The sequence below is a fragment of the Gordonia sp. G4 genome (genome assembly GCF_057770005.1).
Map to the genome: position 1 here is coordinate 2,816,253 of NZ_CM173442.1, position 13,268 is coordinate 2,829,520.

Sequence of the window (13,268 nt, forward strand, 5' to 3'; positions counted from 1 at the left end):
CCTTAGGGTGTTGTCGAGCCGTGGTGATGGTTCGGATGAGGGGCGGACGCGGCGGTCAATAGGCGCCCCGACGAGAGAGGACGGCGCTCGCGGTACGCCAGAGGATGACGAGGTCGGTTGTCAGTGACCAGTTCTCGACGTAGGAGAGGTCGAGTCGGACGGAGTCCTCCCAGGACAGGTCACTGCGACCGGAGATCTGCCACAGTCCTGTCATCCCGGGCCGGACGAGCATGCGCCGACGGACGACCGGGTCATAGGACTCGACCTCCTCGCGCAGGGGTGGGCGCGGGCCGACGAGGCTCATCGTCCCGCCCAGCACGTTGAACAGCTGCGGCAGTTCGTCGAGGCTGTAGCGCCGGATGATTCGGCCGACACGGGTGACCCGAGGGTCGGCGTGGAGCTTGAAGAGGACCCCGTTCCCGTCGTCGCGGACGGCGAGACCGGCGCGCATGGTGTCCGCGTCGACGACCATCGACCGGAACTTCCACATGGAGAACGGCGTGTTGTCGGTGCCGATGCGTTCGGCGCGGTAGAACACCGGGCCTCTGCTGTCGAGTTTCACGGCCACCGCGCACAGTGCGAGCAACGGCGAAAGAAAAAGCAGGGCAAAGACTGTCAGAACCTTGTCGAAGGTCAGCTTCAGAAATCGGTTGGCCCCCTTGTACCGCGGACGGTCGATGTGCAACAGGGGGAGGCCCGCCTCGGGACGCATGGTGATACGCGGGCCGGCGACGTCGATCAGTCCCGGGGCCACAAGCATCTCGACATCACAGTTCTCGAGTTCCCATGAGAGTTCACGCATCGCCCGATGCCCGAGCGCATCGGCGGAGGTGACCGCAACGGTGTTGGCCCCGCATGTGCGGACCAGTTCGGCCGCGCGGTCGTAGCCGGCGAACACCGGTACGTCGGCGACCACGCCCTGGGTCGCGTCGCCGACGAACCTCGGTGTCGGCGCTGAGCCGGGCGGATCGGTGAGGCACACCCCGACGACCCGGTACCCGAGAGCGGGATTCGTGGCCAACCGATCGATGAGTGCTCGCGTCGAGGATCGTGAGCCGACGACCAGCACCGATCGCAGGAATCGTCCGCTCTCGCGTCCGATCAGCAGGTGTTTGCGCCAGGCCCATCGGCCGGCGACGAGCATCAGGGTCCCGGCCGGGAGAGCGATCGCGATGAAACCCCGTGCGATGCCCAGAGCGAATGCGAGGTCGATGATCGCCCAGGCGCCGAAGCAGACGAAGCACGCGCTCAGGACCCGGTGGTACTCAACAGGTCCGGTGCCGAGGATGCGTGGATCACCGGCCTGTCCGATGCGCAATGCCGTCTGCCATCCGACGATGAGCGTCGCGGTGACCAGGAGTGCGGGGATTCCGTCGCGACCGATCGGCCGGAACGGGTCGGCGCCGAACCGGAGGAACTGCCCGGCCAGGACGGCTATCGAGATGAGTGACAGATCGGTCCACGCGACGTGCCGCGCGTACTGGACAAGCCAACCCTGCGACGTGGCCGACACCGTGCCCGGCACATGCTCCGTGCCGATGAAGGCACGCGTGAACCGGTCAACTGGAACGCTCATGTACTCCCCCTGAGTGAACCCAAGAGGCGCGGTCGATTGATGCGATCGGCTCGCAGCCGCCTTGGCAATTCGGAACCCTACAACGCATTCCAGAGCTTTTTCGCAGAATGATTTCGGCGTTGGTCCAAACGAACCACAGTCCATTGTGGGGAACCGGTCGAACTTGGACGAGTGACTCAATTGTCCTGCCTGCGCGCAATTCTCGAACATTGTCGACCCCGCCGGGACCGGGCTATGAATCGATTGTCAAATGATTCTTGTCGAGTGTTCCAGCGGATGAGGCAGGGCCCAGCAGAACGGGGAGGGCGGTCCCATCGGACCTCGGATATGCCGCTTGACCAGGGGATATCCGCAGTCGGTCGTCGGACGTGGCGATCGGTTGCGTTGAAGTCGGCGGAGGCTGATGCTCACTTGTGTCTTGCGAGTTGACAATCCACGGTTGATGAATCTCGGTTGACTATTGACCGCATGTGTTTGTGAATGGTTTCTCCGGCCGACCTCGGATGCGATCGAGGCGTTCAAAAATCGGAGGTAAAAGGATGAATGGAAGCGAGTCTTTCGGTCGACAACGTCTCTCGACAGCGTCGAATCGAGCGCTGGTGAACATGCCGGCGAGTTGGCACAGTTTTGTACCGAGTCGGCGTGTCCGGGCAGACCCACACCGCTCGAGAGGTCAGAGGGCTTCCACGATCAGCTCTGCGATTGCTCTACTTCCGAGTGGCGTCGGATGGCGGGGTTGGGTCTGGGACTGCGAGGTATTTCCTTCGAACCATCTGGCTGCGCCGGAACATGCGTCGTGCCCGACGGCGGCGGAGGTGTCCATGGCCATGAGAAAGTCCCCATTGGTGGCCAGGTCGAGGTCCCCGCTGGTGGCCAGATAAAAGTCCCCACCCTGTGTTCGTCGTGTCGACCCGGAACTGAGGGCCCAGGCGATGACGGTGAAGGTGCCAACCGATCACCATCACCGCCTGGGAGTTCCATTGAAGTCTGCGAAGGACCGTATGGACATCATTTCTGCTTACCGAGAACTCGGAAGCTATCGCGCCGCAGCCGAGGTGTGCGGCACCACCCACAAGACCGTCAAGCGTGTGGTCGACCGGTTCGAGGCCGACGATCAACCACCCGACCGCAAGGAACGGGCCCGCAACTACGATGCGGTCGCCGAGTTGGTCGCTGAGCGAGTCGAGCGGTCACACGGCCGGATCACCGCCAAGCGACTGCTGCCGGTAGCACGTGCCGCGGGCTATGAGGGCTCGGCCCGCAACTTCCGTCGTCTCGTCGCCCAGGAGAAAACACAGTGGCGCCGTGATCATCATCGTGGCCGCCGCCCGGCGGTGTGGGCTCCGGGTGACTACCTGGTCATCGATTGGGCCGTAATCGGCGGGCTGCACATGTTCTGCGCGGTGTTGGCGTTCTCGCGGTGGCGGTTCGTTCGGTTCGCCACCAACGAAACATCCATCACCACACTCGGATTCATCGCCGAAGCGTTAGAAGAGATCGGTGGAGTGCCCAACAAGGTACTCGCTGATCGGATGGGTTGCCTCAAAGGTGGAGTCGTCGCCAACGTCGTCGTACCCACCCCCACGTATGTGCGGTTTGCCACCCACTACGGGTTTTCCCCGGACTTCTGTCACGGCGCCGATCCGGAATCGAAAGGGATCGTGGAGAACCTCTGCGGGTACGCGCAGTCGGATCTGGCGCAGCCGTTGTGGACCGAAGCCAAGATCGCTGCTGGTCGTGACGACGTGCAGCTGGATGTGCACGCAGCGAACCGGGCCGCGCGGGACTGGTGTGTCGAGGTCAACACCCGCCGTCACAGCGACACACTGTGCGTGCCTGCTGACCAACTCACGATCGAACGAGACACATTGAGCCCGTTGCCGTCTCTGCGGGCCCAGGTCGGTCCACCGCCGGTCACCCGTAAGGTCGATCGCCTCTCCTGTATCCGGTACGCCTCGGCCCGCTACTCGGTACCCAACCGGCTCATCGGCACCACCGTGACCCTCATCCAGGACGGTGAACGGCTCCTGATCGCCGAACCTGCCTCCGGTGAGGTGGTCGCCGATCATCTGTTGGCCGCACCCGGAGAGGTCGTCCTCAACGATGCCCACTACGGGGGGCCACGCACCCCGCCCAGTCGTGCACCACGACCCAAAACCGCAGCAGAGAAGCAGTTCTGCGATCTCGGTGAGGTTGCTGAGCAGTTCCTGGTCGGTGCCGCGGCCATCGGGAACACCCGCCTGGGCGGTGAACTCGACGACATCCTCGGGCTCGTCACCTCCCACGGCCACGAACAGGTGCTCACCGCCCTGACCAGGGCGGTGGCATTCCGACGGTTCAAGGCCGCCGATGTGCGCTCGATCCTCGATGCCGGAGCCGGCACCCCCAACCCGCGACCGGCCGGCACAGCACTGCTCGGGCACCTGCCTACCGCGCCCACCCGCTCGCTGGATGCCTACAAGCTCGGCGCCGGCGACAAGGAGGTGTCATGACCACCACAACATCGACACCCGTTGCACCTCAGACAGTGCCGCCACTACCGGCCGACCTCGACCAAGCGCTACGCCGATTGAAGCTCGCCTCGATCCGCCGCACCGCACCCGAGGTCCTGCTCACCGCGAAAACCCAGCGATGGACACCCGAAGAAGTACTGCGAACCCTGGTCGAAGCCGAGATCGCCGCTCGTGATGCCTCCAACATCCGCAACCGACTAAAAGCTGCCGGGTTCCCGGTCACCAAAACCTTGGAATCGTTCGACGTGGCCGCATCCTCCATCCCGGCCAATACCTTCGAATACCTATCCTCACTGGAATGGGTTCGAGCCCAACACAATCTGGCCTTGATCGGCCCAGCCGGGACGGGTAAGAGTCACACCCTGATCGGGCTGGGGATCGCCGCAGTACACGCCGGACACAAAGTGCGGTACTTCACCGCCGCCGACCTCGTGGAGACCCTGTATCGCGGACTGGCCGACAACACCGTCGGCAGAACCATCGACACCCTGCTACGCCAAGATCTGCTCATCCTCGACGAGATCGGATTCGCACCACTCGACGACACCGGCACCCAACTACTGTTCCGGCTCGTCGCCGGCGCCTACGAACGCCGATCTCTCGCGATCGCCAGCCACTGGCCCTTCGAACAATGGGGACGATTCCTGCCCGAACACACCACCGCCGCCAGCATCCTCGACCGGCTCCTACACCACGCCACCATCGTCATCACCGACGGCGACTCCTACCGCATGACACACCGAACGGAGGTGCCACCCACCTAGGAGACTGCTGAATAATCGCGGTCGTTTTCGGCGTGGCTGGTTCGTGTTGGTGCTGGTGGGCTGGGATCCTGGACGGTATGCAGGGTGAGTCAGATCATCAGGATGAGTTCCTGGATGTGAGGTCGCTGGTCGGGCATCTGTTGCCGGCGGGCAGTGTGTTCGCGTTGCTCGCCGAGCATCGGGAACGGTTGTTCCCGGCGGCGATGTTTGCGGAGCTGTTTCCCAGCGGGCGGGGCCGGCCGTCGATCCCGGCCGAGACGATGGCCTCGGTGATCGTGTTGCAAACCCTGCACGGGCTCTCTGATCGTGAGGCCGCTGAGGCGGTCATGTTCGATCTGCGGTGGAAAGCGGCGTGTGGATTCACGTTGGGCACGAAAGGGTTTCATCCGTCCACGTTGACGTATTGGCGGCGTCGGCTGGCTGGCTGCGAGCGGCCACACCTGATTTTCGAGAAGGTTCGCGAGGTCATCACCGAGACCGGGGCGGTGGCGGGCAAACATCGCCGGGCACTGGACTCGACGGTGCTCGATGATGCGGTGGCCCGCCAAGACACCGTGACTCAGCTGATCGCGGCGATACGGCGGGTGGCCCGCGACGTCGAGGGCGCGCAGGTGGTGGTGGCCGGGCGGGCCACCCGGCTGGCCGCCCTGACCGGCTCCGGGTATGAGCAGACCGGCAAACCCCGCATCGCCTGGGACGATGAACAGGCCCAACACGATTTGGTGAGCGCCCTGGTCAACGACGCCCTGGCCGTGCTCGACGACCTCGACCTCACCGCGATCGCCAAGAAGCCCGATAACGAATCCGAGCAGCAGGCGGTGGCGTTGCTGGCGTTGGTGGCCGGCCAGGATGTCGAACCCGCCGCCGGCTCTGACGGCACCGACGGTCGTTGGCAGATCGCGCGCAGGACCGCCCCGGATCGGGTGATCTCCACGGTCGATACCGATGCCCGGCATGCTCATAAAACCCAGTCCCGCCGCCAGGACGGGTTCAAAGCCCATGTCGTGGTCGAACCCGATACCGGGCTGGTCACCGCCACCGAGCTGACCAAAGCCGCTGGCGAGGACAACTCCGATGCCACAGTCGGGGCGCGATTGCTGCCCACCGACACCACCGTCGCCGACAGCGCTGCTGACCTCGAGGTCCTCGGCGACTCGGCATACGCGACCGGGGCCATGCTCTCGTCGCTGGCACCTACCAACTGGACTGCGGTCCTCAAACCCTGGCCACACCGCCCGGCCGTCAAGGGTGGTTTCGTCGGCGACGACTTCACCTACGACGCCACCACGAACACGTTGACCTGCCCGAACAATCTGACTCGGCCGGTCACCGCGAAAGGGCGGGTCACCTTCGGCGCGGGTTGCCGCGGCTGCCCACTGCGCCAGCGCTGCACCACATCGCCTCGGGGCCGCAAGATTGTTCTCGGTGAACATCACCAACTGCAGCGCGAACACCGAAAACAATTTGCCGACAACCATATTCAGGACACTTACCGGCAACATCGGCCGATGGTGGAACGATCCATCGCCTGGCTGACCCGACACAACCGCCGCGTGCCCTTCCGCGGTGTCGAGAACAACAACAACTGGCTCCACCACCGCGTCGCCGCGCTCAACCTCCGCCGACTGGCCAGCCTGGGCCTGAGCATTACCCACAACACCTGGACCCTGGCCTGAGCCAGCTCGGCATCCAGGCCACCCCCACAATCACAGCCAGGCGAGACCGACAACCCGACCACAACCCCCAGCCCAGGAAACCAATAATTCAGCAGCCTCCTAGAACATCCCGCACAGGGTGGGGACTTTTACCTGGCCACCAGCGGGGACATCAAACTGGCCGTTGACACGGAGGCTACGTCGACGAAGGTCATCGATCGGGTGACGGCGGCTGATCGGAGGATCGCGTCGAATCGCTCGAAAAATGCCAGCGCGTTGACGCAGGCAACCGACTTGTAGGTCACGCCGAGTTGGGCGGCGACATGCGTCGGGTAGCCGTCGGGCGTACGGCCGCACCCGTCCGGCTGGCGGGCCGAGGTTCGGGTGGGCGCGGCGGCGCGGGAGTCGCCCAGGGCGACGTACTCAGGAGCGCTCGGAGCTGCCGCGCCGGCGGCGCGATCGCCCAGCAGAGCGCGATGGTGAGAGCTGCGTGAAAGCAAGGCGAATCCGGACCACCTCGGCAGTATCGGCGGAGTGTGTTCGAAAATTACTGCCCGGCCTACGGATTCAACCGTTCAGGTGACACTTGGCGATTGGCTCAACACAGATCCGTGACAACCGTTGGACTCGACGACCCCGGTGCGAACGGCACGGGCGAGTTGGAACCGTCCGCTTGGTCACTGTTCGCGAGCTGACAGGCTCCGTGGAGAGCGCGACGAGATGTAGTTGATCACCAGGGCGATCAGGACCAGTGTGCAACCCACGCTACCGATCGTGAGCGCGAGCGAGATTCCCGCGCCGGTGGGATGCATGTCGGGTCCGATGTTCGCGGCTAGGACGGCGCCGGAGATCGCGGCACCCAACGAGCCGCCGGCGGTACGGAGCACCTGATTGAAACTTACCGCGCTGCCGAGTTCCTCGGCGGCGACCGTGCGGGCGATCAAAGCGGGCATCGATGCGTAAGTGAGGCCGATACCGGCGCCGAACATGAACATTCCGAGCATGATCTCCCACAAGTGGTCGTGAGCGAACAACAGCAGCACGGAGCCAACGGTGACGATGGCGGCCCCCACGGGCAGGAGCGCGGCCGCCCGAACGCGCACTGCGATACGGCGTGCGAGTCGATTGGCGCCGAAGCTGCCCACCGACAGCGGAAACATCACGAACCCGGCCCAGAAAACCGGCAGCGCGATGCCGTATCCGGTGTCGGCGGGTGCCTGAGCGATCAGGCTACCGATCGACAAACTCATGTACATCACGGTTCCCAGCCCGATCGCGGTGGCGTTCGCCAGGACCGCATCACCGTTGTTCAAAACCCGGATGTTGATCAGTGGATGGGGCACGCGCAGCTCAACCAGTACCCAGACGCCAAGAACGACGGCCGCCAACACAGACGTGGTCACGGTCGGTGCCGCTCCCCAACCCCAGTTGGCCCCTTCACTGATCGAGAGGAGTGCGGTGCCCAGGCCCAGACCGAGGAGTGCGGCGCCGGGGAAGTCGAAGGGCAGCCTTGGCGCCTGTTCGTCCGGACCCCCGGGGATTGCGCGGATCACGACGACGACGGCAGTCAAAACGAAGGCCGCCGCGAACCAGAATGCCGCCCGGTAGTCGGCCGAACCCGCGATGATGCCGGTCAGTGGATAGCCGACGCCGATCCCGGTGGCGACAGTCACTGACAGACTCGAGATTCCGTGAGCCGCCTTCTCCGCGGGCAGATATCGCCGGGCGAGCGCAATCGTGACCGGCACGATGCCGTACGTGAGGCCCTGTAGCGCCCGACCAATCAGGAAGACGGTGAAGTTCGGTGCCAAGGCGGCCAAGATGGAGCCGGTGAGGATAATCAGCAGCGACCAGATCAGGAGGCGCTTCTTGTGTGGGCCGTCGCTGAGCCGTCCCATGACCGGGGTGACGACCGCCCCTACGAGCAGGTTGACGGTGAGCATCCACTGTGCCGAGCTGACCGAGACGTCGAATTCTTGTGAGATGGATGGGACCAGCAGCATCCCGAGCGAACTGACGATCGCCGTGCAGAGCGCGGCATAGATCAGAACCGGGAGCAATCGCGTGTTCGCGGGGTGTTCAGTCATCGGTCGGCTCCGCACTCAGCTTGCGCAGCACTGGGATTGCGGCACGCAGAGCGGCCCGCTCGTCGGTGTCCAGCCGTGTCGACAGGGTCTCGGACAACCAGCGCTGGCCGACCTCGCGATCCCTGTCGAGTCGGCGGTGGCCGTCGTCGGTCAACTGCACCCAGATCTTCCGTCGGTCGACGTCATCGGTGTGACGCTCGACCAGGTTCAGACTCTCCAGTTCACGCACGGCCGACGTGATCGCTTGCGCGCTGATCTGCTCGGCGGCCGCCAGCTCGGCCGCGGTAGCTCGCCCGCGTTCGGACAGGCGGGCTAGTACCCCCGACTTCCCGAGCGACAGGGTGCGCTTGTTGTTCAGTCGGCGGATGAGGGGCCGGATCGCTTCGCGGAGCTCCAGTGCCAACTCGTGATCGGACAGCATCGTTGAACCGTACAACTAGTTTGATCAGTCTAGTTGGTGACATGTGCCACCATCCGGATTTCGGGGCGACGCCGGTGTCACATGGTGATTGGCGATTCAAAGACGCCCTCACGCGCGAAGTTCGCTGCAGTGCGCAGCCCTCTACCCAGGAGTGAGTTCATCGATGCCGGGTGCCGCTCTGGGCCGTTGGATTGCACGGACGAATCGGCACTTATTAGGCGGACTTCGGTGCCCCCACCAGGGCTCGAACCTGGGACCTGCGGATTAAAAGTCCGTAGCTCTACCAACTGAGCTATAGGGGCAGGGCCCCGGTCGGCCGGGGCGTCGATGAGTTTACAACGTGTAGAAGCCGGGCGAACGGGCGCCTCGGCGGGCGTGTCGTCGGACTGCTCCAGACGACACGTTTATGCGCCTGATCAGGCGATTTGTGGTTTGCGCGAGACGTGTCATAAGCTATCCAAGCTCCCAACGGAGAACACGACCGGCCCCCTTCGTCTAGCGGCCTAGGACGCCGCCCTTTCAAGGCGGTAGCGCGGGTTCGAATCCCGTAGGGGGTACGCCTGCCCGGCACTCGGCAACGAGGACCGTGCAGATAATTGAACAAGGCCCTGTGGCGCAGTTGGTTAGCGCGCCGCCCTGTCACGGCGGAGGTCGCGGGTTCGAGTCCCGTCAGGGTCGCCAAAAGGTTTCGGTTCGTTGAATCGGTTCCTTCCGGCCAGGTAGCTCAGTTGGTACGAGCGTCCGCCTGAAAAGCGGAAGGTCGTCGGTTCGATCCCGACTCTGGCCACAACGCAAATCTCCACCAGCCTCAGCTGGTGGAGATTTTTGCATCGCACGGGGTTTCTTCCGGGCCATGGTCAGAACGGCGGCGGGTTGTCGAGGAAGTCCTGACGGTCGGCCTCGAGTTCGGCTTCGCGCTGTTTCCGGTTGCGGGCACGCTCCGCCCGCCGACGGGCCAGTTTCGCGGCGAGTCGGTTCGTGGTCGGACGCGGATCGTCGTCCGGAGCGATCGTTCGCGGTGACGGCGGCGCCTGCGCTGCCTGTTCGAACCGGATGCGGCGCAGGTTGGGGAACAGATCCTCCAGTGTTTCCGCGTCGCCGCGGATGGTGACACCCTCCGGAGTGACGTACTCGGTGACCAGGCGGCCGTCCTCATCGCGATACTGCTCGTCGACCCAGTCGCCATGTGTTTTGTGGAGATGACCCGCGCGGCACTTCGCGTTCAGGTTGTCGCTCGACGTCGCGCCGCCTTGGGCGGGGCTGGTGTGGTCGTACTCGGTCACGTGGTCGAGATCGCACTCGAAAGCCGAACGCTCACAGCCCGGCTCGGTGCAGTACCCGTCCCGGACCCGAACGAAGTCCGCGCAGGCGGAGGTCGGGCGATAGGGATCGGACGGCTGCGCGCCGGGGTAGACGACTGTGGTGCCCGCCTCGGGGTCGGTATCGCCAGGGATCGGTCGGGTCCGTTTGGGTGTGACGGGTGTCAGTGTGGCGTCCTCGCGGGCGGCGAGGTCGCGGACGTGTTCGTCGGAGATGACGCCGTACCCGTCGAGGAACCCGGGCCCGGATGCGCCGGCGAGAGTCGCGGCGTCGGTGACGACATGGATGACGACCTCGGACCTGAGGGCGGCGAGGAGCGAGTCGGCGTCGGGGATACGGGCGGTGCAGTCGTCACGGTCGCAGTGACATTCGAATGCGGTGCGGGTGAGCAACGCGAACATCGCATCGGAGGTGCGGACACCCAGGAGGCGGCCGTCGTGTTCACATACCGAATCAGCCAGTAGGCGAACCGCTTTGGCGCTGATCCGGATGTTCTCGGCCGACATGACAGCGGTGATCTCCCCGACGCCGTCGTGGAAGTTGTCGGTCCATACGCCGCGGGAGTCGAGGGCGTCGCGGCGTCGCTCGCGGACCAGGTCGGGGTCGTGGCGGAAGAGGAGTCGGTCGACCATGTCGCGTAGACGTGGACGATCCCACGAGCCTCGGCGGTTACGGATGGTCCTGGCGATCTCGGCGTCGACGGTCGGGATGATCGGATCGTCGGCGGGGATGAGTTCGGTACGCGAGATGATCAGGCGGATCTGCTCTTCGGTGAGGATCCCGTCGCGCAGGGTCGTGGCGACCTCGGGCAACCGGTCGCGGAGGGTCAGGGCCTCGTCGATCAAGATCTCGGCGCGGCGACGCGAGATGGCCGACTGGCGCGCGATCCGAGCGGCGCAGTCGGCGTAACCGTCCATCACGAAGGCGTCGGTGTGTTCGCGTGCGGCGACGAGACGGTCGTACATGACCGCGATCGTCTGGTATCGGCTCCACGCGAGGTAGGAGAGGCCTCGGCTGCCGGCGCCGAGGCCGTTCATCAGCGTGACCATGTCGTCCTCGTCGGCGTAGGCAGGATCGACCCCGGCGAGAAACTCGCTCGGTAGATCGGTCCATGCCCGCACGATGACTCCGGACTGTCGCGGGCCGGTCCCCATCCCGGCCCTCTGACCACCAATCTAAACCACCCCACCGACAACCCCGGATCGCAATCCACAGGAGCGGTAAGCGATTGAGAGAGAGCGGGTTTGGCGATGGGCTGCGCAGCCGGCGAAGGGTGCTGGCCGGGAGTGTCGTCGGCGCGGCGTCTGGCGTGTCAGGCAGAGTCGGACTCGCTCTCCGTCGAGTCAGAGGATGTGTCCGTCTCGGTGGCCGTCTCGGAGTCGGGAGTGTCGTTTCCGGTGTCCGCGTCCGGTGTGCTCACGTCTGGTGTGCTCGAGGCGTCGGCTGGCGCTTCGGTGTTGTCGGAGGAGGGTTCGGCATCCGTGGAATGGCGCCCGACTCCGGTCAGGCGGTGGCGTCCGCCTTCGGTGGTCTGTGGTTCGGGGGTGGTTTCGACACGGCTCCTCGCTGCGCTCGTCGCCTGCTCAACCAGCGGGGGAACGCTGCTCGCTGCGCTCGTCGCCTGCTCAACCAGCGGGGGAACGCTGCTCGCTGCGCTCGTCGCCTGCTCAACCAGCGGGGGAAGGCTCCTCGCTGCGCTCGTCGTATCCACAACCGGTACTGCGGCGTTCGATGCCGATGGCGTCACCAGGGGATAGAAGGCGTTGTTCACCGCGTCCCACCGGGCGATGTCGGATTCGCTCGGATCGATACCCACGGCGTCGTTCAGGATCATCGCGACCAACGTGAGCGGGTGGTGCTTCGGCTGGTAGACGACGTAGGTGGTGTTACCGTCTCGGCTCCGCATGGTCGTCGGCGGCTCGGTGTAGTCGATCAGGTTGCCGTAGTTCTCCTCGCCGAGGCCGCTGTGGATCGCGATGAAACCGGCGCCGTTGACGAGTAGCGAACTCAACGGCCGCAGCGTTTTCCACTGGAAGTTGGCAACCGGATCGCCGACCACGACGACGGACACCACGTCCAGGTCCTCGCCCGTGGCCCCTGGGTCACGCGCGCCGTTGCTCTCGGCGCCGAACAGTTCGAACACCGCGCCGACCACCGGATGCTCGTCGGCCCACGCCTTGAGGCCCCACGGGCTCCGGGGATCGGAGATGAGGAGGATCATCGACCGGTCGACGTCGATGGTGCCGCCGGCCACGGCTGTCTCCGCGGCATCACCGAGTGCGTCGGCTCCCTGGGAGTACCCGGTGTACACGACGAAGGGCTGTCCGTCGGTCTGCTGCGCGAACGCCCGCATGACGGCGAGGTTGTTGTCGATGGCGACATCGCGCGAGGCGTCGTAACCCGGTGCGAAGATCGGCAGTACCGCGCCCGAACGACCGGAGACCAACGGTCCCAGCGCCTCTGGGTAGTCGATGATCAGGGTCTGGCGGCCCGCGCGCAGACCTTGAATGCGCGGGAACAGGGTGCCGTCGTCGGTTCCGGGTGTCACCACGACGATCGTGTTGCCGTCCGCTCGGGGAAACGATGTGGACAGCCAGTCCGGCCCGAGCCCGTCGTCGGGCTCGGCAGGGCGGAAGACTCCGTCACCGTCGAGCTCGGCGATGGTCTGCTGCGTCTGTGGCGACAACACCGGTGCCGCAACCGCGGTCGACGCCAGTGCCGTCGGAACGACGAGGCCGAGGCACAACGCGCACCCCAACGAAGATGCGCGCAGCGCCTGCCGAATACCGGTCATTTGTTTCCCCGCCCCTGTGAATATCGCGTCGTCGCGACACCCCGTGTTGTCATACCCAATCGTCGCTCCGCGATCTCGAAACTCGATCAAGTGTCCCCAGGTGCAGGCGGTCGGGACAAGTTACCGGCGGGTTTTCAC

9 protein-coding genes and 4 tRNA genes are annotated in these 13,268 nt (G+C 65.0%); 6 read left to right on the top strand and 7 right to left on the bottom strand.

Going from position 1 to position 13,268, the window contains the following annotated elements; translation table 11 throughout:
* Nucleotides 1-55 precede the first annotated feature (55 nt).
* Complete coding sequence (locus AC3B5T_RS12565) at nucleotides 56-1,576, bottom strand: sugar transferase (RefSeq protein WP_488357388.1); 1,521 nt, start codon at nucleotides 1,574-1,576, stop codon at nucleotides 56-58.
* A gap of 980 nt (nucleotides 1,577-2,556) precedes the next feature.
* On the opposite strand from AC3B5T_RS12565, the gene istA reads away from it, so the two are divergent.
* The 3 genes from istA to AC3B5T_RS12580 all read left to right on the top strand — a co-directional run bounded on the left by istA (nucleotide 2,557) and on the right by AC3B5T_RS12580 (nucleotide 6,529).
* A complete protein-coding gene (gene istA, locus AC3B5T_RS12570) occupies nucleotides 2,557-4,068 on the top strand; it encodes an IS21 family transposase (RefSeq protein WP_488357390.1) in 1,512 nt (503 codons plus the stop codon).
* On the top strand, nucleotides 4,065-4,853 hold the full coding sequence (gene istB, locus AC3B5T_RS12575) for an IS21-like element helper ATPase IstB (protein WP_457138401.1): 789 nt from the start codon (nucleotides 4,065-4,067) through the stop codon (nucleotides 4,851-4,853). Before istA ends, istB begins: the two co-directional genes overlap by 4 nt.
* 77 nt (nucleotides 4,854-4,930) lie before the next feature.
* On the top strand, nucleotides 4,931-6,529 hold the full coding sequence (locus AC3B5T_RS12580) for an IS1182 family transposase (RefSeq protein ID WP_488357392.1): 1,599 nt from the start codon (nucleotides 4,931-4,933) through the stop codon (nucleotides 6,527-6,529).
* 128 nt (nucleotides 6,530-6,657) lie between these two features.
* On the opposite strand, the gene AC3B5T_RS12585 is transcribed toward AC3B5T_RS12580, so the two are convergent.
* From AC3B5T_RS12585 to AC3B5T_RS12600, 4 genes are all read right to left on the bottom strand, one after another.
* Entirely contained in the window at nucleotides 6,658-7,008 is a 351-nt protein-coding gene (locus AC3B5T_RS12585) for a hypothetical protein (protein WP_488357393.1), read from the bottom strand.
* A 177-nt stretch (nucleotides 7,009-7,185) separates the two neighbouring features.
* The gene (locus tag AC3B5T_RS12590) at nucleotides 7,186-8,595 is read right to left on the bottom strand and encodes an MFS transporter (protein WP_488357395.1); all 1,410 of its coding nucleotides are present in this window, start codon (nucleotides 8,593-8,595) and stop codon (nucleotides 7,186-7,188) included.
* The gene (locus AC3B5T_RS12595; protein WP_488357397.1) at nucleotides 8,588-9,016 is read right to left on the bottom strand and encodes a MarR family winged helix-turn-helix transcriptional regulator; all 429 of its coding nucleotides are present in this window, start codon (nucleotides 9,014-9,016) and stop codon (nucleotides 8,588-8,590) included. The genes AC3B5T_RS12590 and AC3B5T_RS12595 overlap by 8 nt, the downstream gene beginning before the upstream one ends.
* A gap of 229 nt (nucleotides 9,017-9,245) precedes the next feature.
* Nucleotides 9,246-9,318 (bottom strand) — tRNA-Lys (locus AC3B5T_RS12600).
* A 182-nt stretch (nucleotides 9,319-9,500) separates the two neighbouring features.
* Here AC3B5T_RS12600 and AC3B5T_RS12605 point away from each other — a divergent pair.
* The 3 genes from AC3B5T_RS12605 to AC3B5T_RS12615 all read left to right on the top strand — a co-directional run bounded on the left by AC3B5T_RS12605 (nucleotide 9,501) and on the right by AC3B5T_RS12615 (nucleotide 9,803).
* Nucleotides 9,501-9,573, top strand: a tRNA-Glu gene (locus AC3B5T_RS12605).
* A 47-nt stretch (nucleotides 9,574-9,620) separates the two neighbouring features.
* A tRNA-Asp gene (locus tag AC3B5T_RS12610) sits at nucleotides 9,621-9,697 on the top strand.
* 32 nt (nucleotides 9,698-9,729) lie between these two features.
* A tRNA-Phe gene (locus AC3B5T_RS12615) sits at nucleotides 9,730-9,803 on the top strand.
* A 70-nt stretch (nucleotides 9,804-9,873) separates the two neighbouring features.
* Here AC3B5T_RS12615 and AC3B5T_RS12620 read toward each other — a convergent pair.
* Entirely contained in the window at nucleotides 9,874-11,490 is a 1,617-nt protein-coding gene (locus AC3B5T_RS12620; RefSeq protein ID WP_488357399.1) for an HNH endonuclease signature motif containing protein, read from the bottom strand.
* A gap of 158 nt (nucleotides 11,491-11,648) precedes the next feature.
* Nucleotides 11,649-13,130: a PE-PPE domain-containing protein gene (locus AC3B5T_RS12625; protein ID WP_488357400.1), complete on the bottom strand. Its 1,482-nt coding sequence runs from the start codon at nucleotides 13,128-13,130 to the stop codon at nucleotides 11,649-11,651.
* Between the last annotated feature and the right edge of the window lie 138 nt (nucleotides 13,131-13,268).

Coding starts and splice junctions, on each gene's coding strand:
- AC3B5T_RS12565 (WP_488357388.1), bottom strand. CDS start 1,576: ATGAGCGTTCCAGTTGACCGGTTCACGCGTGCCTTCATCGGCACGGAG.
- istB (WP_457138401.1), top strand. CDS start 4,065: ATGACCACCACAACATCGACACCCGTTGCACCTCAGACAGTGCCGCCA.
- AC3B5T_RS12580 (WP_488357392.1), top strand. CDS start 4,931: ATGCAGGGTGAGTCAGATCATCAGGATGAGTTCCTGGATGTGAGGTCG.
- AC3B5T_RS12590 (WP_488357395.1), bottom strand. CDS start 8,595: ATGACTGAACACCCCGCGAACACGCGATTGCTCCCGGTTCTGATCTAT.
- AC3B5T_RS12595 (WP_488357397.1), bottom strand. CDS start 9,016: ATGCTGTCCGATCACGAGTTGGCACTGGAGCTCCGCGAAGCGATCCGG.
- AC3B5T_RS12620 (WP_488357399.1), bottom strand. CDS start 11,490: ATGGGGACCGGCCCGCGACAGTCCGGAGTCATCGTGCGGGCATGGACC.
- AC3B5T_RS12625 (WP_488357400.1), bottom strand. CDS start 13,130: ATGACCGGTATTCGGCAGGCGCTGCGCGCATCTTCGTTGGGGTGCGCG.